Origin of the sequence: Mucilaginibacter robiniae, from assembly GCF_012849215.1 — a bacterium.
In the GTDB taxonomy this organism is placed as follows: Bacteria; Bacteroidota; Bacteroidia; order Sphingobacteriales; family Sphingobacteriaceae; genus Mucilaginibacter; species Mucilaginibacter robiniae.
The window spans coordinates 1,833,949-1,855,026 of the sequence record NZ_CP051682.1; the positions used below are offsets into that span (position 1 = coordinate 1,833,949).

The 21,078-nt window shown below is 43.3% G+C and carries 17 protein-coding genes; 5 read left to right on the forward strand and 12 right to left on the reverse strand.

Features of this window, described 5'->3' with window-relative positions; all coding sequences use genetic code 11:
- Positions 1 to 231 precede the first annotated feature (231 nt).
- Positions 232 to 387, forward strand: coding sequence for a lmo0937 family membrane protein (locus HH214_RS08080; protein ID WP_169606839.1), 156 nt, complete (start codon positions 232 to 234; stop codon positions 385 to 387).
- A gap of 76 nt (positions 388 to 463) precedes the next feature.
- Here the strand turns inward: HH214_RS08080 and HH214_RS08085 are convergent, their stop codons facing one another.
- The 4 genes from HH214_RS08085 to HH214_RS08100 form a co-directional block, all read right to left on the reverse strand.
- The gene (locus HH214_RS08085) at positions 464 to 823 is read right to left on the reverse strand and encodes an MmcQ/YjbR family DNA-binding protein (protein ID WP_169606840.1); all 360 of its coding nucleotides are present in this window, start codon (positions 821 to 823) and stop codon (positions 464 to 466) included.
- 61 nt (positions 824 to 884) lie between these two features.
- On the reverse strand, positions 885 to 1,943 hold the full coding sequence (locus HH214_RS08090; RefSeq protein WP_169606841.1) for an ABC transporter permease: 1,059 nt from the start codon (positions 1,941 to 1,943) through the stop codon (positions 885 to 887).
- Positions 1,944 to 1,947: 4 nt separating this feature from the next.
- The gene (locus HH214_RS08095) at positions 1,948 to 3,099 is read right to left on the reverse strand and encodes a BT_3928 family protein (RefSeq protein ID WP_169606842.1); all 1,152 of its coding nucleotides are present in this window, start codon (positions 3,097 to 3,099) and stop codon (positions 1,948 to 1,950) included.
- Positions 3,096 to 3,635 (reverse strand): DUF1599 domain-containing protein, encoded by a 540-nt coding sequence (locus HH214_RS08100; RefSeq protein WP_169606843.1) that lies wholly within the window; start codon positions 3,633 to 3,635, stop codon positions 3,096 to 3,098. Before HH214_RS08100 ends, HH214_RS08095 begins: the two co-directional genes overlap by 4 nt.
- Positions 3,636 to 3,701: 66 nt before the next feature.
- On the opposite strand from HH214_RS08100, the gene folP reads away from it, so the two are divergent.
- Positions 3,702 to 4,562, forward strand: coding sequence for a dihydropteroate synthase (folP, locus tag HH214_RS08105; protein WP_169606844.1), 861 nt, complete (start codon positions 3,702 to 3,704; stop codon positions 4,560 to 4,562).
- A gap of 309 nt (positions 4,563 to 4,871) precedes the next feature.
- On the opposite strand, the gene HH214_RS08110 is transcribed toward folP, so the two are convergent.
- From HH214_RS08110 to HH214_RS08135, 6 genes are all read right to left on the reverse strand, one after another.
- Positions 4,872 to 6,488, reverse strand: coding sequence for an ATP-dependent DNA ligase (locus tag HH214_RS08110; protein WP_169606845.1), 1,617 nt, complete (start codon positions 6,486 to 6,488; stop codon positions 4,872 to 4,874).
- Positions 6,485 to 7,579, reverse strand: a complete 1,095-nt coding sequence (locus HH214_RS08115; protein WP_169606846.1) for a ligase-associated DNA damage response exonuclease — start codon at positions 7,577 to 7,579, stop codon at positions 6,485 to 6,487. Before HH214_RS08115 ends, HH214_RS08110 begins: the two co-directional genes overlap by 4 nt.
- A gap of 110 nt (positions 7,580 to 7,689) precedes the next feature.
- Entirely contained in the window at positions 7,690 to 9,876 is a 2,187-nt protein-coding gene (locus tag HH214_RS08120) for a carboxy terminal-processing peptidase (RefSeq protein WP_248282234.1), read from the reverse strand.
- Between the two features lie 165 nt (positions 9,877 to 10,041).
- Entirely contained in the window at positions 10,042 to 10,641 is a 600-nt protein-coding gene (locus HH214_RS08125; protein WP_169606847.1) for a hypothetical protein, read from the reverse strand.
- Positions 10,642 to 10,727: 86 nt separating this feature from the next.
- Positions 10,728 to 11,570, reverse strand: coding sequence for an isoaspartyl peptidase/L-asparaginase (locus HH214_RS08130; protein WP_169606848.1), 843 nt, complete (start codon positions 11,568 to 11,570; stop codon positions 10,728 to 10,730).
- Positions 11,571 to 11,713: 143 nt separating this feature from the next.
- Entirely contained in the window at positions 11,714 to 12,625 is a 912-nt protein-coding gene (locus tag HH214_RS08135) for a cyanophycinase (protein ID WP_169606849.1), read from the reverse strand.
- 165 nt (positions 12,626 to 12,790) lie between these two features.
- On the opposite strand from HH214_RS08135, the gene cphA reads away from it, so the two are divergent.
- Positions 12,791 to 15,415: a cyanophycin synthetase gene (gene cphA / locus HH214_RS08140; protein ID WP_169606850.1), complete on the forward strand. Its 2,625-nt coding sequence runs from the start codon at positions 12,791 to 12,793 to the stop codon at positions 15,413 to 15,415.
- Positions 15,416 to 15,468: 53 nt separating this feature from the next.
- Here cphA and HH214_RS08145 read toward each other — a convergent pair whose 3' ends face one another.
- Together HH214_RS08145 and HH214_RS08150 are read right to left on the reverse strand one after the other, a co-directional pair.
- Positions 15,469 to 16,092 (reverse strand): DNA-3-methyladenine glycosylase family protein, encoded by a 624-nt coding sequence (locus tag HH214_RS08145; RefSeq protein WP_169606851.1) that lies wholly within the window; start codon positions 16,090 to 16,092, stop codon positions 15,469 to 15,471.
- Between the two features lie 53 nt (positions 16,093 to 16,145).
- The gene (locus HH214_RS08150) at positions 16,146 to 17,141 is read right to left on the reverse strand and encodes a polysaccharide deacetylase family protein (RefSeq protein WP_169606852.1); all 996 of its coding nucleotides are present in this window, start codon (positions 17,139 to 17,141) and stop codon (positions 16,146 to 16,148) included.
- A gap of 87 nt (positions 17,142 to 17,228) precedes the next feature.
- On the opposite strand from HH214_RS08150, the gene HH214_RS08155 reads away from it, so the two are divergent.
- Positions 17,229 to 17,990 carry a pyridoxine 5'-phosphate synthase gene (locus HH214_RS08155; RefSeq protein ID WP_169606853.1) on the forward strand — a complete coding sequence of 254 codons (762 nt, stop codon included), beginning with the start codon at positions 17,229 to 17,231 and terminating at the stop codon, positions 17,988 to 17,990.
- Positions 17,991 to 18,146: 156 nt separating this feature from the next.
- Positions 18,147 to 21,056, forward strand: a complete 2,910-nt coding sequence (gcvP, locus tag HH214_RS08160) for an aminomethyl-transferring glycine dehydrogenase (protein ID WP_169606854.1) — start codon at positions 18,147 to 18,149, stop codon at positions 21,054 to 21,056.
- The last annotated feature ends 22 nt before the right edge of the window (positions 21,057 to 21,078 follow it).

Sequence of the window (21,078 nt, forward strand, 5' to 3'; positions counted from 1 at the left end):
TACATACGCACCAGCAGTTTAACATCATCATTACTTCCAGCAAAAGCTAATTGTATAGCTATAGCGTAGACATTCGCATGACAAAAGCAACACAGTGTCTCATTAACTATCCAATAATTTATTTTCTTTACGATAAATCTTCCAAATTATGCAAGAGCTGAATTATGGCATATCTATTGTAAAGTATTATATGTTATTAATTATTATTCATTTACCTTAAAAAATACTATCATGAGATCCTTATTGTATATTATCGCAGTTATTTTAATTATTGGCTGGATATTAGGTGCATTCGTTTATTCAGTTGGCGGATTAATACATATATTATTAGTTATTGCTATCATATCCTTAATTCTGGGCTTCCTCAGAAGAGATACAGCACTGTAATTACAGTTATATAAAAAAAGAGGCTGTCTTTAAGTAAGACAGCCTCTTTTTTTATTTTCCAACCTTGCCACAGTACCTATTCAACATTATTAGTAAAAGAAGCACGTACCTTTTTAGGTAAGCTTTGTACAATTAAGGTATATGAATGATCAATCATGTCGCACAATTGCTGGCGTGTAAGCTGGCCATCGGTATAAACAGTATTCCAATGTACTTTATTCATGTGAAAGCCGGGTTGCACCTCTGTATATTGCTCCCGCAACTCTATAGCCCTCTCAGGGTTGCATTTTACGTTAAAACGGTTACTCGCCTTTAGTCCTATCAATAAAAATACTTTATCGGCAGCTTTAAACACCAAGGTATCATCGCCAAACGGAAAGCTTTCGGTTACCGCTGGTTTAAGCAGACAATAGTCGCGTATTTCTTCAATGTTCATCAGCTAACTAATTTATAATTGATTAATATGAGGCGTATGGAACCAGTAATCACGGTAACTTTTAATTCAGTTTCACTCTTGGGTCTATCCACACGTAAATAATATCGACCAAGATATTAATGATTACAAAAATAAAAGCAATGAACAAGATAGAGCCAATAATCACCGGGAAATCCGACATCTCCAGTGCATCTACCGTTACTTTACCCAGTCCATTGTAACCGAATATATACTCTACAAAAAAGGCTCCGGCCAGCAACGAGGCGAACCAGTTGGCAATAGCTGTAATAACCGGGTTCAGTGCATTAGGCAGCGCATGGCGATATACAATAGCATTTCGGCTTAATCCTTTAGCTTTAGCTGTACGAATGTAATCTTGGCTTAGTACCTCAAGCATGGAGTTGCGGGTAAGCTGCACAATAATAGCTAGCGGGCGTAGCCCCAGCGTAAGAGCCGGTAGTACCAGGTTGTGCCAGATAGTAACCTCTCCTTTAAACGGATCGTAAGTATGCAGACTACCCGTCATGTCCAGCCCAGTATATCGGCTTAGTACAAAGCCAAACAACCAGGCTATCAAAATACCGGCAAAAAATGAGGGAGCCGAAATACCCAGTACCGAAAAGCCTACGGCCAAGCGGTCAATCCACGAGTTTTGATGTACAGCGCTGAGTACGCCCAAGAATATGCCTAGTACAATAGCCAGCAGCATAGCGCAAACCGCCAATATCAGTGTATTTGGAATCACCTCCAGCAGAATAGCCGCTACTTCTTTATGCGTTTGATATGAACGGCGTAAATAAGGCCATTTCAAAGCTAATACCTTATGGGCTGAAACGGGAAAGAGCCGAACATAATGGTATTTCTGCTGCTCTTCAGTGGTACGCTCATGCAGACCAATAGGTGAAAGATCGTTCAGGTAATAAGCAAACTGAACAGGCAAGGATTTATCTAAACCGAACTCTTTACGTACAGCCTCCAAAGATTGCACGTCGGCACGCTGCCCCTGCGTCATACGAGCCGGGTCAACCGGCAAAATGTTGAATAAAAAGAATACCACTACCACAATGCCCAGCATTACAGCTAGTCCATAAAGGGTTTTGCGGAGCAGGTAAGTCAACATCAGTTTAACGTTTTTGCAGATATTGTTTTACTAGCCTATTGTAATCGGGCATCGTATGGAAATGCCATTTGTTGATCACTGTTCCGTTCTTCATGAGCAAAATGCCCGGATTAGACCGTACCATAGTTTTCAGCGGCACGCCATCAGCATAAAATATTTCACCGGCCCAATGGTGTGCTTTGGCAAAAGCCTGCGCATCGGGTACCGAATTAGCAGTAAGCAGTACCGTACGAATATTATAGTTCTGAACCAGGTTTATGGCTAAGGCATTCAGTTCTCCTATAGCCGCTTCATTAATATCCTGTAAATTATAGGCTACCACAATCAGGTTATAAAATGGGTTAGCCAGCAGTTCCTGTGTATAATCATTACCCTGCGCATCATGAATAGCCAAGTCGCGTATTTTCGGGGTAAACCCTTGCTTTACCAACCGGCGTTCCGGGTCGCCTTGTATCTGCCAGCTGTTATCTTTCCAGATGCCGCTTTTCAGATATTCTTTGTCGGTAATGTTTTTAGTAGCGCCCGTATTTTTATTTTTCAGATTATACGTTAGTTCATATTCGTCGGGCTGAGCGCCGGGAGGCGTTTTCATTTCATCGGGCAGATTAGCGCCTACTTTATAAGGCAGAAAGTCAATTACCGGCAAAAAGTTATAGGTGTACACACCTACGCCTAAAGCTACCACTACAGCAAAAACCAACCAGCGAGTTTCCGTTTGTGCACTCACCAGCGGCTGTAATCTGCTCCGATTTGAAAATACCACCAGTACTAAGGCCAGCAGCACCATATCCTTCTCGAACGATTGCCAAGGGGTTAGCGGAATAGCATCGCCAAAGCAGCCACAGGTTTGTACAACTTTAAAATAAGCCGAATAAAATGTCAGGAAACCAAAAAATATAATGAGCAGCAACAGTCCCCAAGTTACCGAACTGATGCGTAAGCCTAATAGCAGAGCAAAGCCTAAAATCATTTCCAACGCGCATAGTACAATAGCCAACGTTAAAGCTAAGCCGTTTAAAAAAGTTACGTGAAATACCTCAAAATACTCCTGTAGCTTGTACGAAAAGCCCAGTGGGTCATTAGCCTTAATCAGTCCTGAAAAGATGAACAGCAGCCCAACGGCAATACGGCAAAACCAGATTAGCGCATTTTTCATTTTATTCCCATTTTTATCAAGGCAAACACAGCGTAATTCAGCATATCCTGATAGTTGGCTTTTACCCCTTCCGAAGCTACAGTTTGCCCTTGGTTGTCTTCAATTTGCTTTACACGCAGTAACTTCATCAAAATTAAATCGGTTAATGAACTGATACGCATATCGCGCCAAGCCTCGCCATAATCATGATTTTTAGCCAGCATCAGTTCGCGGGTAGCAATCGAGTGTTCATCAAACAACTGACTTACATGTTCGGGCGATAACTCTGTTGGCGTATCCGGTCCGCTTTCCAGTTGCATTAAGGCAATTAGGCAGTAGTTTACAATGCCGATATATTCGCCTATAATATCATCTCCTACTTTTGAAACCTTTTTTTCTTCCAGTGTGCGGATACGCTGCGCTTTAATAAAAATCTGATCGGTAATAGATGATGGTCGCAAAATACGCCATGCGGTGCCATAATCGCGCGTTTTTTTGATGAACAGCTCTTTGCAGACTTTAATAACCGCCTCGTATTCAGCTAATGTATTGCTCAAAACAGTAGTGTTTAAATTTTGTACGATATTTGTTTCAGGAACGGCAATTAACTCTGCCGCCGGTAAATGGCTAAAGATACGTTTTTTCAGAAAAAGGCAACCTTAAATGCCCGCGGTACACTGATAGATTTAACCCGTCCAAAGGTGATGGGCATTATCAATATCACACCCGATTCTTTTTATGCCGATAGCCGTCAGCTTGTTATTGAAGATGCGGTAAAGCAAGCCGGATTCATGCTACAACAAGGTGCTACCTTTTTAGATTTAGGTGCCTATTCTTCACGCCCTGGTGCTACAGATATTTCGGTACAGGAAGAAACCGACCGCTTGCTGCCTGTAGTGGAAGCTATCGTTCAAACGTATCCGCAAGCCATTTTATCTATTGATACTTTTCGGGCTTCTGTAGCCGAAGCTGCTATCAAGACTGGAGCGCACCTTATTAATGATATATCGGGCGGGCAATTGGATGCTGATATGTTTGCTACTGTAGCCCGGTTGCAAGTACCTTATATTTTGATGCACATGAAAGGCACCCCTCAAACTATGGTGCAGCTGGCCCAGTATGAGGATGTGTTCAGTGAAGTGTTTAATTACTTTGTAGAACGTTATGAGAAACTACGTGCGTTGGGGGTACATGATGTGATTTTAGACCCAGGCTTTGGCTTTGCCAAAAAGGCCGAACATAGCTACGCTTTGCTTAACCGCTTGCAGGATTTTGATATGCTGGAACTGCCTATGCTGGTTGGCGTATCGCGCAAACGCATGATTTATGGTTTATTAAACACCACTGCTACCGAAGCCTTGAATGGCACTACCGTGGTAAATACCATAGCGTTAATGAAAGGTGCCAATATTTTGCGGGTACATGATGTAAAGGAAGCGGTAGAAGCAGTGAGGATTTGGGTAGAGGTGCAACGACTTTGCTAGGTTTTCTGTGTTCCTCCGTAAGGATAGGTTAAGGCAATACTGTGGCTACTTAGTGCTACCCGCAACATTCCTGATGCCGCCAAAAAAGATTATTTATGGTTCTGTAATTTTAAACGTTAAACTGCGTCATGGCGAGGTACGAAGCCATTTCTGTACTAATATGAACCCTTTACTTAACCATAAAATAATGAACAGCTTGCCTGATACTGCCTTTGTAAAATCAGACTATGCACAGCAAAGGAGCTAGAAAAACTTGCTTCAGGTTCTTTATATTTTCACAAAAGAACCTAAAGCAAGTTTACTTAAATGCTACTCTCCTAACAAGGCTTTTAATGTTTCAATGGTGTCAGCCTCTTCTTTCGGTTTATCATGCCGCCAGCGTAAAATGCGGGGAAAGCGCAGGGCGACGCCCGATTTGTGGCGGGTTGATTTATTGATTCCTTCAAAGCCTATTTCGAATACCAGTTCGGGCTTTACAGTACGTACCGGACCAAATTTCTCTAACGTATTGCGTTTTACAAAGGCATCTACCTTGTTAATTTCCGTATCGGTTAACCCGGAATAGGCTTTGGCAAAAGGTACTAGCTTATCGCCATCCCATACAGCAAAGGTGTAGTCGGTATATAAATCAGCTCTCCGCCCATGACCTTTTTGCGCATAAACCATAACGGCATCAATAGAAAGCGGATCAATTTTCCACTTCCACCAATCGCCACGCCGACGACCGACCTGGTAATGTGCCTCCTTACGTTTCAGCATAATGCCTTCGGCTGTCATGCCTCGCGATTGTTCACGAATTTCTGCCAGTTCTTCCCAACTGTTAAAAGTAATTATTGGCGAAATGCGGAACATTTCTGGGAACGGCGTAGTTTGTTGTAAGCTTTCTAATGCTAAGCGGCGTTCTGCTTGTGTTTTATAACGAATATCTTCCCCGTTATACTCTAAGCAGTCATAAGCAATTAGGGCTACAGGGCTTTCTTCCAGTATTTTTTTGTTCAGTGTTTTACGACCAATTCGGGTTTGTAACACAGCAAAAGGTAACGGCTGGCCCTCTTTGAAGCTTAATATTTCGCCATCTATTACTGTTCCATCCGGTAAGTGTTGCAGAAAAGGATGTAGTTCCGGGAACTTGTCGGTAGCTAAATCTTCACCACGGCTCCAAATGTAGATGCCACCATCGCGCTTGATGAGTTGTGCCCGAATGCCATCCCATTTCCACTCCGCCTGCCACTGTGCAGCATCACCCAACAAAGTTTGTAGTGCTTCTGGCGTTTTCTGCTTTTCAGAAGTTTCCTGCACCGGGTAAGCCAAAAAGAAAGGATATGGCCTTGATACGTCTTCTGTAGCCGTATCAGTATGCACTAAATCTTCATATTGATAGGTACCTGGCATCCAGTTACCCATTAAGCGGTGCGTAATAGTGGCGGTGTCCAGTCCGGCTACATCAGCTAAAGCTTTAATCACCAAATTCTGTGAAACACCTACCCGGAAACTGCCCATCAATATCTTGTTAAATACAAAGCGCTCCTGTCGGCCCAACATTGCCCATGATTGCATAAGCCAATGATGCTTTTCTACTTCAGGCTGATTATTCAGCGCATTAATCTCAGCTATCCACTCTGTTAATGTTTTGTTACTGGCATTGCTATAATCGGGCAACATTAAGGCGACAGCTTCGGCTAAATCACCTACTACATGGTAACTTTCTTCAAACAACCAAGCCGGAATATTAGAAGCCTCAATAGCCCAGGTGCGAAATTGCGTGGCATTAATTTGCCGCTTAGGGCTTCGTCCGGTAAATAAAGCCAGCATGTGCATTTTATCCGTATCAGGCACACTTAGCAAGTATTCTTTCAGTGCTTTAACCTTATCGTTGGTTTTGTTCGTTTCATCTAAAGCAGTGAATAGTTGTGCAAAGGCCTTCATTTTGTATCCTCCACTCCTTCTAAATTTTCATTATCAGCTGATGTATTTGAGTTCTCATTTTCTGGTGCAGGTTCACTTTCCGGCTGTACAGTTCCTTCTTCCTCACCACCGTATAAAGTATGCACTTCGTGTGCATCAAAACCGATTTCACTCAAGTAACGGGCAAAGCTGGCTGTATAGCCGTGGGTAAGATATACCTTTTCGCAGCCGGTGGCATCAATAGCACTTACCAAGCCATCCCAGTCGGCATGGTCAGAAAGAATAATTCCACGATCGGCCGCCCGGCGGCGTTTGGCGCCACGCAAAGCCATCCAGCCCGAGCAGTAACCAAAGCTGTAAGGTTGAAATTTCCGCATCCAGGGTGTACCTACTGCCGATGGTGGCGCTATTACAATACCTTTGCGTATAGCTTCTTTAGGCGTATCGGCCGTGATGCGTTGGGTAGGTTGCAGTACAATGCCATTGCGGCGTAAAGCTTCATTGGTATTTTCAATAACGCCATGCGTAAAAATGGGGCCATTACAACTATCCAGATTTTGCAAAATACGCTGTGCCTTACCTAGCGAGTAGCCAACAATTACGGTACCCAAACCATTTTCCAGATTGTTTTTCCACCAGGCATTTACCTCAGCAAAAACATCAACCTGAGGCTTCCACTTGTATATAGGCAAACCAAAGGTACATTCAGATATAAAATGATGACAGGGTACCGGCTCAAAAGGCGTACAAACCCCATCGTCTTCTACTTTATAATCACCAGATACTACCCAAACTTCGCCCTGGCTTTCCACCCTGATTTGTGCCGAACCAATAACATGTCCGGCTGGGTGCAGAGATATTTGTACACCGTTTTTGTGTACGGTTTCACCGTAGGCAACGGTTCTTAAGTTAATATCGCTGCCTAAGCGGTAATACAATACCTCGCGTGAGAGGTTGTGCGCTAAATAATGTTTATGACCTGCATAGGCATGGTCGCTGTGTGCATGGGTAATAACTGCATCATCTACCGGCTGCCATGGGTCAATGTAGAACTGACCTTTGGAGCAGTAAATACCTTTATCTGTAAATTCTAGCAAAGGTTTATCGGGCATATAGATAGAAAATAGTAGCTAAGTAAGTTAAAAAAATGATTACAAACCAAAAGCGCCGGCTTTTTAGCCCGGCGCTTCGAAATTAGTTGATTAGGCTATCGAATTACAAATTATTGTGGCTGACTAATAACACCAGTGTACTGATTGCCTTTAGCCAGATTGATATAATCAGTCATGATTTGACCTGCTTCAAATTTCAAGAAATCTAAATCTTCACCTTTTGGAGCAGTTTGGCCTTTTTTAAGTGGTGTTAAGCCCAATGCTGCCCGGCGCAGGTTACCACGTTCAAAGTTTTTCTGATCGTCGGCATCCCGTTGTGTTTTCAATTGCTTTTCATTCAATGTGATGCTTTTTTCATTTTCACGTTTTTTGAAATCAGCAATATCTTCCAGCAAGTATTTGTAGCTAGCATTGCTTTCCATACGTTGCTGATGAAGTTTAGCCAGCTGCGGTACTACACTGCTTAAATCACCCACCTTAACATAGTTGCTTTTAGCAATAACATCAAAAGGTAAAGCTGAAGGCTCGGTATCTTCACCATATTTATCTAAAGGAATTACCGATGGGAACTGAATATCCGGTGTTACTCCTTTGTGCTGGGTTGAGCTACCACTAATACGGTAAAATTTAGCTACAGTTAAGTTTAGCTGACCATAACGGCTTTCGGCACCTGTACCTTCCTGCTGTTTTTTACCGGTTATTTTGCTTACCATATTACCTAATGATGAACTTAATACTTCATCCAGATCAATGGCGCTTTGTACGGTACCTTTACCATAAGTTTGTGTACCGATAATTAAACCACGACCATAATCCTGTATTGCACCTGCAAAAATTTCAGAAGCAGAGGCACTAAAGCGGTCAGTCATGATAGCCAGCGGACCAGCATAAGCTACTGATGGGTCTTCATCTTCATTAACCTCTACCCGGTTGTGCGTATCACGCACCTGTACTACCGGACCTTGTTTAATGAATAAACCGGTTAGTTCGATAGCTTCAATTAATGAACCGCCGCCATTCTGACGAAGGTCTAACACCACACCATCTACATTTTCGCGTTTCAAAGTATCTAATATCAACCTTACGTCGCGGGTAGTGCTTTGGTAGTTCGGGTCTTTAGCACGGTAAGCATTAAAATCAATGTAAAATGCGGGTACGTTGATGATACCAATTTTCATGGTTTTACCATTGCTGTTATAGGTGCGTATTTCTTTACGAGCCAATTGGTCTTTCAAAACAATCTTTTCGCGCACCATTTCTACATAATGAGGCTTATCTGAAGCGCCGGTACCTTTAGGCAGCAATTTCAAGCGAACTACAGTTCCTTTAGTACCCCGTATTAAGGCAATGGCATTTTCAATACGCCAGCCCACTACATCTTTAAACTCACCGTTTTTGCCCTGAGCTACCCCTATAATCCGGTCATCAATATTGATTTGCTTGCTTTTATCAGCAGGACCGCCCGGAACTATAGTTTTTATAGTAATATACTCATTTTGTGATTGCAGTGAAGCACCAATACCTTCCAGCGAGCGAGACATTTCAATATTGAAGTTAGCTGCATTAGCCGGATTAAAATAGTCGGTATGCGGGTCAACAGCTTCAGTAAACGCGTTCATGAACGTTTGAAACACATCCTGATTAGAAAGCTTGCGAGCCTGGCTTAACAGGTCTTGATAGCGCTTACGTAGCGTTGTTCGGTTTTTAGCCATATCGGTGCTGGCTAAACGCAGGTTTAGCAAATCATATTTTACCCGTTGCGTCCACAGCGTGTTCATCGCTGCTTCTGAAGTAACCCATGGCAGGTTATCGCGGTCATAAGTAAAAGTTTCGTTCTTATTATAATCAAAGTTCTTGTCAATCTGGGTTAACGAGTAATTGATTCTTTCCAGATAACGTTTTTGAAACAGATTGAATATATAAAAAGCAGGTGCCAGGTTGCCGGTTTTCAAATCATCATCCAGCTCAGTTTTGTACTGATCCATATCCTTTACATCAGCCGCCAGCAAATAATTGTGGTTCTCATCCAGCGCTTTGATGTAACGGTTATACACTTCTGTTGAAAGCGAATCGTTCAGCTTAACTTTTTTATAATTGAAATTGGTAATTAATGATGCTACTTCTTTACATACCAAGCCCTGCTGCTGATCGGGCTGCAAATTGGTAGAGCCCGGCACATTTACTGGTGCTGCCGAAGGCGATGCCTTGCAGGCCAATGCAGCGCCAAGTACAGCAAGGAGGTATATTTTTTTGAACATGTCTTTAAACTTTTCTAAATCGGTATCTATGTTAAACATCAATATTAATGCCTGTATTGTGTGTACGCCAAAGTAAATAAAAAGAGACAGCATTTTAGCTGTCTCTTGTATACAAATAACGATATTGTTATAATGTTTTATATGATACTTACAATTTTAAAGTATTTTTATTAGTACAAACCTGAAGTTTAAAGTGTTAACCCTTTAAAAAGTACCAGCAACTGCACTGGTATAAGTAGCTGCAGGTGTTAAAGCAGCCAATTTGGTATGCTGCAAATCACTCAGCTTTTTTTGAGTTAAAGTTACATCATCTGCCCAGCCGTGTGCATTAGCTAAATCGCGGGCTTCTTCTAAATCTTGCTGAGCCAAGGCATAGTCACCAATATTGGTTTTCACCCAAGCTAAATCAACCAGATTGGCAATAGTAAGGCGGTCATTATTTTGCTGGCGCGATAGGTTATTACTTTGCAGGAAGAACCACTTGGCCTCGGTCATTTTATTTTGTTTAATATACACTTTAGCCAATTCGGTAAAGCTGTAGCTGGCATCTTCATACTCCCGGAAACGCATTTGGTGCTGGGCAGTTTTCATCACCGTTATCCGATATAAATCAAGCCCGTACTCACTGGCGCCCATTTCAACACGAGTTAACTGTGGCTTGGCAGGCGGTAAACCTTTCCACTGAAAAGCTAAACTTTTGGCTTCTAGATTAAGCGGAACATGTTTGGCTTTACCAAAATGCCACCATTGTGCCGAAGCTGAAAAACTAACACCACACAATACGAGCAGTAGAAGTGCCTTCATGAGATTCTTTATTGTTTGAGTTTAATTTAATTAATTAGCAAGTAAATATACCGCTATTACGGTAATTGCTGGATAGAAGATGCAAATTAATTAAAATATTTTACCTCGCCATTATGCAAAGCCCAAACCATATACGGGTGGGTGTCGGCATAATATAATTCGCCGCTGGCGGTAAGGCCGATAACACCGGCAAATCCATCAAAAGGCTTTAACTCCTCCAATGTTTTCCGGGTGGCTTGTTCCAAGGTCATTCCATCAGTTACACGGGTAACAATTTTAGTGGCAATAGCGCCGCTTACAATATCTTCGCCCACACCGGTACAGGATATGCCTGCATGTGCATTTACATAGTTGCCTGCTACAGTAGCCGAATCACTTACCCGACCCGGCATTTCATACCCTTTGCCACCGGTTGAAGTTCCGGCAGCTAAATTTCCGCTAGCATCTAACGCTACGCAACCTACCGTACCCAAGCGAATAGAATCATTCAGCTTTGTTTCGTATTCCTGACGGCGTTGTGGTATCTCGGGATTATAATAATCAAAGCCGTTTTCGCGGGCAAAGTGTTGGGCACCGCTACCGCTTAGTACACGATCATCGAAAGGCATCAGCTTTTCAGCCACCTGTATGGGGTTTTTTACATCCTCTACATTAATTACTCCCGAAAAACGCAGGGTTTGCCCGTCCATTAAAGCCGCGCTCAACTTTATTTTACCATCGCTTTGTATTTGCGAGCCGGTACCGGCATTAAACAAGTCGCAATCTTCCAGTAAGCTGATGGTGTACACTACCGTTTCGGTAGCGGTATGAGTTTGCAGGTAATCATAACCTTGCTGCACAATTTTCGCTAAGGCTTGTTGCTTGGCGTGTTTAACCTCTTGGTTGGTGCTGGATTCACTAAAGAAGCCGCCGTGAATGATAAGTTTCATAAAAGCTCTATTTTACAGATCCATCATGGTGCGAAATAGCATAATAATCTCTAATGAATAATGTAAATTCATAGAGGTTACTTTATTCCCAGCAATGATGGTTTATTTTTATATGTCTTGGTTCCTGACTTTTGGCTCTCCCCTCAATCCTTATCCGGTGCCTGCAAATATACACCATCTTCCACCTTTACCTTCTTCTTCATAATCAGGCGGTGCTGATTCATGTCGTATCGATCAAATATCGACATCACGTGCACCTTTAAGCCTTCAATGGATACCGGCGAACCCATTTCTACTTCGTAAATATTGGTTTGCACCATGCTTTTACCATCTACCACAATAGTAAGGCCCGAACCAATAGCCTCCATCATACTGCCTTCGGTAATCAGCAAACCGGCATCTTCGCCCAGGCCAATACCTAATATGCCAGGGTTGCTGGCTACAGCATAAAACAACCGACCAATGCGCCCACGCTGTACAAAGTGCGTATCAATAATGACATGATCGATAAAGCCTAAGCCAGCAGTAATCTGCACCTCCCCTTTCACCAGTGCCTCATTGCTGCTACCCCGGTAAATCATATTGGTACTGGCAGCAGCCGCCCCGGCAGAAGTACCAGCCACAATAAAGTTTTCATAACAATACCGGTGCTTTAAAATCTGTAAAAATTCAGTACCGCCAAAGATAGAACTCAGCCGCAGCTGATCACCCCCGCTAAACATCACCACATCCGCCTGCTTTATACGCTCAATATATTCTGGGCGGAGGGCATCCTCACGGCTGCGAATATCCAGCACATTTACATGCGTTACCTGCAACTGATTAAATGCTTTAATATATTCCTGTCCTACCAGTTCGGGTATTTGTGAAGCCGTTGTAATAACTTCCACTTTTGAACCTTCCTGCTTGGCTGATTCCAGCACAATACGTTTTAAAATACCCCGCTCAAAAAATTTAATATAATCAGGTTTCATGATATGCTCTTCCGCACTCACATTTGTACCTAAATCAACTGCGCCACCTATTATTATTAGTTTTCCTTTTGGGGTATTCATCCTTATTCTTTAATCGATCCATTACAAAGTAATATAAAAATGTACTTTTTTATTTAATATGTATCAAAATAATCGCAATGCTGCATCAAAAATTGCATTACGTTGTTACAAACCTTAAATTTATAACAAAACTTAAAGCCAAACTATATAGCCCTACCTGCATTTATGAAAATTGAAAATATCCAAGTCCTTCGTGGCCCTAATATCTGGAGTGTTAGCCGAAAAAAACTCATTCAAATGCGGTTGAACTTGCAGGAACTAGAGCACCGACCCACCAATACTATTGAAGGTTTTTATGAACGATTAAAAGAACTACTGCCTAGTTTATACGATCACCGGTGTTCGCCGGGTGTAAAAGGTGGTTTTTTCCAGCGTGTGCAGAAAGGTACCTGGATGGGGCACGTTATTGAACACATTGCTCTTGAAATACAAACCTTAGCTGGCATGGATACCGGTTTTGGCCGAACCCGCGAAACCAAAACACCCGGTACCTACAACGTAGTATTTAACTACCTGGAAGAAAAAGTAGGCGTTTTTGCCGCCGAAGCAGCCGTACGCATTGCAGAAGCTTTGATTAAGGGTGATGACTACCCTTTGGAGGCTGACATTCAGCAGATGCGTGAAATACGTGAAAATACCCGATTAGGCCCTAGTACAGGCTCGATTGTGGAAGAGGCTATTGCCCGTGATATTCCGTGGATCAGGCTGAACAACCAATCGTTAGTGCAATTGGGGTATGGTAAAAACCAGGTACGCATACGGGCTACCATGACGGAAAAAACCAGCAGTATAGCAGTTGATTTAGCTGGTAACAAGGATGAAACCAAGCGCATTTTGCAGGAACAGGCTATTCCGGTAGCCAAAGGCATAACCATTACTTCGACTGCGCAGGTTAAGGAAGCTATCCGTAAAGTGGGCTTCCCGCTGGTGTTTAAGCCGCTGGATGGCAATCATGGCCGGGGCGCTACGATCAACGTTAAAACGGAAGAAGAAGCGGTAGCCGCTTTTGAACATGCCGCTAAAATATCGCGCCGGGTTATTGTAGAAAAATTTATTACCGGCTACGATTTCCGGGTGCTGGTGATTGATAATAAAATGGTAGCTGCTGCCTTGCGTGTACCGGCTCATGTAAAAGGCGATGGCGAACATAACGTTCAACAGCTTATTGATATTGAAAATACTGACCCACGCCGGGGTTATGGACATGAAAATGTGCTTACCCATATCACCATTGACCGGGATACGATGGATTTACTCAGTAAAAAAGGATATGGTTTGGAAACTGTACCGCCGGCAGATGAAACAGTATTTCTAAAATCAACCGCCAACCTGAGTACCGGCGGCACTTCCATTGATGTAACCGACCAGGTACACCCGCAAAATGTATTTATTTGCGAGCGTATATCGCGCGTTATTGGCCTGGATATTTGTGGTATCGACATCATGGCCGAAAACTTAACCGAGCCGCTTACCGAAACCGGCGGTGTAATACTGGAAGTAAATGCCGCGCCAGGTTTCCGGATGCATATTGCCCCAAGCGAAGGCTTACCCCGCAACGTGGCCGGCCATGTATTAGACATGCTGTATCCGCCGGGAAAATCGGCCCGCATACCCATTATTGCAACTACTGGTACTAACGGTAAAACTACCACTACACGATTAATTGCCCACATCATCAAAAACAATGGCTATCGTGTAGGTTTCACCACTTCAGATGGTATTTACGTACAAAATACCATGATGCTGGAAGGTGACACTACAGGTCCGGCCAGTACCGAATTTATTTTGAAAGACCCTACCGTAGAGTTTGCCGTGTTGGAAACTGCCCGTGGTGGTATTTTACGTTCCGGCTTGGGTTTTGGCCGCTGTGATATTGGGGTAATTACTAACATACAGCCCGACCATTTAGGCATCTCTGACATACATACCTTAGACGATTTGGCACGGGTAAAAAGCGTGATTATTAAATCGGTAAAGAAAGACGGTTGGGGTGTATTAAATGCGGATAATGAGCATTGTGTACGCATCGGTAAACAGGCGGATTGCAACATAGCTTATTTTAGCCGCAATGAGAACAACCCGGTTATTAAGACGCATTGCCAGAAAGGTGGTATAGCCTGTGTTTGCGAGAATGGCTTTATCACCATTAAAAAAGGCGATTGGAAAATACGGGTACAGCGTACCAGTCAGATACCACTTACTTTTGGCGGCACGGTGAACTTCATGATTGAAAACGTAATGGCCGCCACGCTGGCCGCTTACCTGTGGGGCATCAAAACAGAAGATATCAGAACACCACTGCAAAGTTTCATCCCATCAGTTGTACAAACCCCTGGACGCATGAATATTTTTGAGTTCCGGGACTTTAAATTTATGGTAGATTTTGCCCATAACCCAGATGGCTACAACGGCATTAAAGAGTTTCTGAAAACAGTAGATTCACCTTATAAAATTGGTTTAATTGCCGGTACCGGCGATCGGCGCGATGAAGATATACGTGAATTAGGCCGCATCTCCGCCCAAATGTTTGACCATGTTCTGTTACGCCAGGAACATCACCTGCGTGGCCGTACCCGCGAAAACATTCTAGGATTGATGGTAGAAGGTCTTAAGGAAGTAAAACCCGACATAAGCTATGAGCTTTTGGAAGATGAAACTGATGCTATTGCTTATGCCATTAACCTGGCACGTCCCGGCACTTTCATCACTACCCTAAGCGACGCGGTAGATAATGCTATCGAAATTATTCAGAATCATCAGGATCGTGAACGAGCGCCGTCGGCAAAGTAGTACAATCCTAGTAGCAGTATCGGGTATTATCATCCGTTACTGCTACTTATTATTTATCGCCTATGGCCTAAATAGTAGTGCCATAGCAACATGGCCGCTATACTGCGGTAAGGCCGCCATGTTTCGGCCCTAGCAAGCAATTCTTCTTTAGTGGTAGTGGAAGGCAACTGCTTCAGGCGTTTTAGGGCATTGATAATAGCTAAATCTCCTATTGGAAAAACATCAGTACGGTGCAACACCATAAGCAGGTAAATGTCAGTTGTCCAGTTACCGATACCTTTTAAAGCAGTAAGCCGGGCACGCACTTCCTGATCCGGCAATTGTTCTAACTCCTCTAAATTGAGCTTTCCACCTAGTAAAGCTCCAGCCAAATACTTGGTATAAGTAGCTTTCTGCCTGCTAAAGTAACAAGCTTTCAATTCTTCATCGGTTAGCATGAGCACCCGGCTAGGTGTAATTTGCTGTACACGTTCTTTCAACTTATTCAATGCCGACAACGCCGAAGCTAATGACACCTGCTGCTCCAAAATAATGTGCACTAACGATTCAAAGGTATTCGCCCGCGACCAGTATGGTGGGTAACCATAAGCCTGAATAACTGCTGCAAAATCAGCATCTGCCTGCGCCAACTGATCGCATAGTTGATGATAGTTTTGCTCATTAAAGGTTAAACTCATGGTAGCACGCAGTTAATATTTATATAGATATGTACAGTTCAAGGGCTTTATGGTTACTTGCTTCCTTCAAATTCTGCATCTACGGTTTCGCGTAAATCATATAACAACCACTGCTTTTTGGCAATAGCCTGTGTTTTGGAACGGAGCAGTTGAATAAAATCTTGTACGCCTACTGGCTCGTTGCCGTTGCCATGTATCAGCACAATACTGCCAGATTGCGGTTGCTGTCCCTTAGCCAGCCAAGCATCGGTACCAATAGGTATTAAACCAAAATCAGTAATTTTATAAACCAGTTGCTGGTCAGACACCAAGCCCGGAAAACGGAAGAATACCGAAGGCAGTAAACCATTTTTCAGCATAGCTTTTTCGGTTTCCAGTACTTCATAGCTGATGTTGGTACTGGGTTCCAGTAAAAAATTTTCTTTCAGCGGCAAGTTTTTGCTTACCCGATGATTAAAGGAATGGTTAACCCAAGTAACATATATTTCCTGCTTTTGCTGTTGTTGCTTCAGCCACGCCAAATCTTGCGGGTGCTGCCGCATCCAGATGCCGGTAACTGATAAGGCAATAGGTACAGGCCGTTCTACTTGCTGAAAAGCCTGAAACATATCGGTAAAAATGCGTTTATCGAGCGGCCGGTGCGATGGGCATAAATCAGCCGTCAAGCTAATGCCGGTTTCTTTTGGCAAGCCCCGTTCAATGCCGGCATCCTGCACCATTACGGATTGGTTTTCGGCCTGCCGTAAAGCTTTCTCGTAAGGAGTTTTCTTAAACACATCCCGCACCTGATTGAGCGTTAAAGATTGTATTTGATAAAAGCTAGGCTCATCAATCTTGGTTTCTAGTGTTTGCGGGTTTACCAGCAAGAGGTATGTTTTACCTGCGTTACTAAACTGCCGCAGTATTATCCAATCTTGCGGATAGTGCTTAGCCCAACCATAATACACTTTATAGTTTTGTATGTGCAGGTAATTGGCTTGTGCTGAAACTTTAATTGTTGTTAAAACCAGCAAGGTTAAGGCAATAAAACAAGTAAACAGAAACTTCATGATAGGTTTGCAAATCAATTAAGCTATAAAAATGTTTGTAGTATAATTGAGGTATCAGATATTTAGCCCTCAAATTTACATTTAGCTATGACTCGTTTATCTGTCAACATTAATAAAATAGCCACACTTCGTAATTCACGCGGTGGCAACAACCCAGATTTAATTCAGGTAGCCAAAGATTGTGAAGCTTTTGGTGCACAAGGCATTACTGTACACCCCAGGCCAGATGAACGCCATATACGGTATGATGATGTTTACGCTTTGAAAGAAATTGTGACTGCCGAATTTAACATTGAAGGTAATTGCGACGAGGAAAAGTTCATGGATTTGGTACTAGCCGTAAAACCGCACCAGGTTACACTGGTACCTGATGCCCGAGGCCAGCTTACCTCCAACCACGGTTGGAACACGATTGAAAACAAACGCTATTTAACCGATGTGGTTAAAGCTTTTCAGGATGAAGGCATACGAGTATCCTTATTTGTTGACCCGCTGCCCGAAATGGTAGAAGCTGCCGCCGCAACCGGTACCGACCGCGTTGAGCTATATACCGAAGCCTACGCCTCCCATTATCACCAAGGCATTGAGCTGGCTGCCGCTCCTTATATACAAGCTGCCGAAATGGCTCAAAAAGTGGGTTTAGGCCTTAATGCCGGTCATGATTTGGATTTGAATAACTTGCAATACTTCGCCCGCAATATACCCGGCTTACAGGAAGTAAGCATTGGTCATGCCCTGGTTTGTGATGCCTTATACTATGGCTTGGAAAACACCATACAAATGTATCTGCAAAGATTATCGAACATACCAACAGGCAATGAAGAAATTCCGGTAAAAGGCGAAGTATAATCTGAGCACATCAATTATTTATATATAATACGTTTACACAGGGCTGAATAGCCCTGTTTTTGTTTAAAGCAATACCATTGTCAGTATGTGTTTATCAATTGTTAATCAACTGTTAAAAACGTACCTTTGCGGGCAAACTAAAGGGTTCCCTATTTCATGAAACTGAATATTGATTATCAGGAAAAATTCCAGGCCCGCCACATTGCACCCAACGCGGCTGATACCGCCAAAATGCTGAAAACCGTTGGCGTAAATTCATTAGATGAACTGATTGAACAAACTATACCGAATCAAATCAGGCTGAAAAAGCCTTTGAATTTGCCGGTTGCCAAAAGCGAGTTTGATTACCTGAATACCTTGAAGCAAACCGCTTCTAAAAACAAGGTATTTAAATCGTACATCGGCCAGGGTTATTATGATGTAATTGTACCGGGCGTAATACAGCGCAACATTCTGGAAAATCCAGGATGGTACACTCAATACACGCCTTACCAGGCTGAAATTGCCCAAGGCCGTCTGCAAGCCTTGCTCAATTTCCAAACTATGGTTATTGACCTGACCGGGATGGAAATTGCAAACGCTTCTTTATTAGATGAAGGTACGGCTGCTGCCGAAGCTATGTTTATGCAGTATAGCTTACGTAAAAACCAGAAAGCCAACGTATTTTTTGTGTCGGAAGAACTGTTCCCGCAAACTATAGATATTTTAAAAACCCGTTCAGAACCTTACGGCATTCAACTACTGGTAGGCGACCACCGCACCGTAGAGCTGACCGATGACATGTTTGGCGCTATTGTGCAATACCCTGCCGGTAATGGTGCGGTATATAACTATGCTGATTTTGCGGCACAAGCCCATACCAAAAATATTAAATTAACTGTAGTAGCCGACCTACTGAGCTTAGTACTCCTCACTCCTCCGGGAGAATGGGGTGCAGACATTGTGGTAGGTACCAGCCAGCGTTTTGGCGTACCAATGGGCTTTGGTGGCCCCCATGCTGCATTTTTTGCTACGAAAGAAGAATATAAACGTTCTATGCCAGGCCGCATCATCGGTGTTACTATTGATAGTGCCGGTAACTATGCCCTGCGCATGGCTTTACAAACCCGCGAGCAGCACATCCGCCGGGATAAAGCGACTTCCAACATCTGTACCGCCCAAGCATTGCTGGCTATTATGGCTGGTATGTATGCCGCTTATCACGGTCCGCAAGGTTTAAAGTTGATTACTGAACGCGTTCATGGCTTAGCCGTGTTGTTGGCTAATTCTTTACAGCAGTTAGGCTACCCACAATTAAACGAAGCTTATTTTGATACGCTGAAGTTTGATGTTGGCGAACTGGCCGGTTCTATTCATTCAGAAGCCTTGAACAACGAAATGAACCTGCATTATAGCGGTTCTGTCGTTACTATTGCTCTGGATGAAACTACTTCGGTAGAAGATGTAAAAACCATTATTCGCTTTTTTGCTAAAGTAAAAGGCAAAAACCTGAATGATGTAAACTTTGATGAGCTGAAAAGCAATCTGCAAACAGTTATTCCAACCGAGTTGCAGCGCCAGTCAGCTTATTTAACTCACCCAGTTTTCAACTCGCACCATTCTGAGCATGAGATGCTGCGCTATATCAAATCATTAGAAGCAAAAGACCTTTCTTTGTGCCACTCGATGATTGCCCTGGGTTCTTGCACCATGAAACTGAATGCCACTACTGAGATGGTACCAGTTACCTGGCCAGAGTTCAGCAAAATGCACCCGTTTGCACCAACCGACCAAACCGGCGGCTACATGCAACTGTTTGATGAATTGAACCAGTGGTTAAGTGAAATTACCGGCTTTGCGGCTATGAGCTTGCAACCTAATGCTGGTGCACAAGGTGAGTATGCCGGTCTGATGGTGATTCGTGCTTACCATAACGACCGTGGCGATCATCATCGTAATGTGGCTTTGATTCCAGCTTCGGCACATGGTACGAATCCGGCTTCGGCAGCTATGGCTGGTATGAAAATTATCGTGGTAAAATGCGATGAGAACGGCAACATTGATGTAGCCGACCTGAAAGCCAAAGCCGAGCAGCATAAAGATGATTTATCATGCCTGATGGTGACTTATCCGTCAACTCACGGCGTATTTGAAGAATCTATTATCGAGATCTGTAATATCATCCACGAAAATGGCGGACAGGTATATATGGATGGTGCTAACATGAATGCTCAGGTAGGTTTAACCAGTCCGGCTAATATTGGTGCCGACGTTTGCCACCTGAACCTGCACAAAACCTTCTGTATTCCGCATGGTGGTGGTGGTCCTGGCATGGGTCCGATTGGCGTAGCTAAACACTTAGTGCCTTACCTGCCTGGCCATGCCGTAGTCAATATCGATCAAGGGAAATCTATTCCGGCAGTATCTGCCGCACCTTGGGGTTCGGCTTCTATTTTGGTGATTTCTCATGCTTATATCGCCATGATGGGCGGCGAAGGTTTAACCAATGCTACTCAATACGCTATCCTGAATGCTAACTACATTAAAGCACGTCTGGAAGGTCATTATCCAGTATTGTACACCGGCACCAACGGCCGTTGCGCACACGAAATGATTTTGGATTGCCGCGCCTTTAAAAACTTTGGCGTTGAGGTAACCGATATTGCCAAACGTTTAATGGACTATGGCTTCCACGCACCAACTGTATCCTTCCCGGTTGCTGGTACCGTGATGGTAGAGCCTACTGAATCAGAGCCTAAACATGAGCTGGATCGTTTTTGCGATGCCATGATTTCTATTCGTCATGAAATTGATGATGTACAGAAAGGCTTGTTAGACAAAACTGATAACCCGCTGAAAAATGCACCGCATACCGCTGCTGTAATTACCGGTAATGACTGGAAGCATCCATACACCCGCCAAAAAGCAGGTTTCCCATTGCCTTACGTAGCCGATTATAAATTCTGGCCATCTGTAGGTCGGGTAAATGATACTTATGGCGATCGTACCCTAATCTGTTCTTGCCCGCCGCTAAGCGATTACGAGTTTGAGGAAAGCGAAATAACTACGCCTGAATACGGCACTTGATTCTGAATCAAAATTTGCAGAA

Coding starts and splice junctions, on each gene's coding strand:
- HH214_RS08110 (WP_169606845.1), bottom strand. CDS start 6,488: ATGAAGGCCTTTGCACAACTATTCACTGCTTTAGATGAAACGAACAAA.
- HH214_RS08115 (WP_169606846.1), bottom strand. CDS start 7,579: ATGCCCGATAAACCTTTGCTAGAATTTACAGATAAAGGTATTTACTGC.
- HH214_RS08130 (WP_169606848.1), bottom strand. CDS start 11,570: ATGAAACTTATCATTCACGGCGGCTTCTTTAGTGAATCCAGCACCAAC.
- folP (WP_169606844.1), top strand. CDS start 3,702: ATGGCTAAAGATACGTTTTTTCAGAAAAAGGCAACCTTAAATGCCCGC.
- HH214_RS08085 (WP_169606840.1), bottom strand. CDS start 823: ATGAACATTGAAGAAATACGCGACTATTGTCTGCTTAAACCAGCGGTA.
- HH214_RS08135 (WP_169606849.1), bottom strand. CDS start 12,625: ATGAATACCCCAAAAGGAAAACTAATAATAATAGGTGGCGCAGTTGAT.
- HH214_RS08150 (WP_169606852.1), bottom strand. CDS start 17,141: ATGAAGTTTCTGTTTACTTGTTTTATTGCCTTAACCTTGCTGGTTTTA.
- HH214_RS08155 (WP_169606853.1), top strand. CDS start 17,229: ATGACTCGTTTATCTGTCAACATTAATAAAATAGCCACACTTCGTAAT.
- cphA (WP_169606850.1), top strand. CDS start 12,791: ATGAAAATTGAAAATATCCAAGTCCTTCGTGGCCCTAATATCTGGAGT.
- HH214_RS08125 (WP_169606847.1), bottom strand. CDS start 10,641: ATGAAGGCACTTCTACTGCTCGTATTGTGTGGTGTTAGTTTTTCAGCT.
- HH214_RS08145 (WP_169606851.1), bottom strand. CDS start 16,092: ATGAGTTTAACCTTTAATGAGCAAAACTATCATCAACTATGCGATCAG.
- gcvP (WP_169606854.1), top strand. CDS start 18,147: ATGAAACTGAATATTGATTATCAGGAAAAATTCCAGGCCCGCCACATT.
- HH214_RS08090 (WP_169606841.1), bottom strand. CDS start 1,943: ATGTTGACTTACCTGCTCCGCAAAACCCTTTATGGACTAGCTGTAATG.
- HH214_RS08080 (WP_169606839.1), top strand. CDS start 232: ATGAGATCCTTATTGTATATTATCGCAGTTATTTTAATTATTGGCTGG.
- HH214_RS08095 (WP_169606842.1), bottom strand. CDS start 3,099: ATGAAAAATGCGCTAATCTGGTTTTGCCGTATTGCCGTTGGGCTGCTG.
- HH214_RS08120 (WP_248282234.1), bottom strand. CDS start 9,876: ATGTTTAACATAGATACCGATTTAGAAAAGTTTAAAGACATGTTCAAA.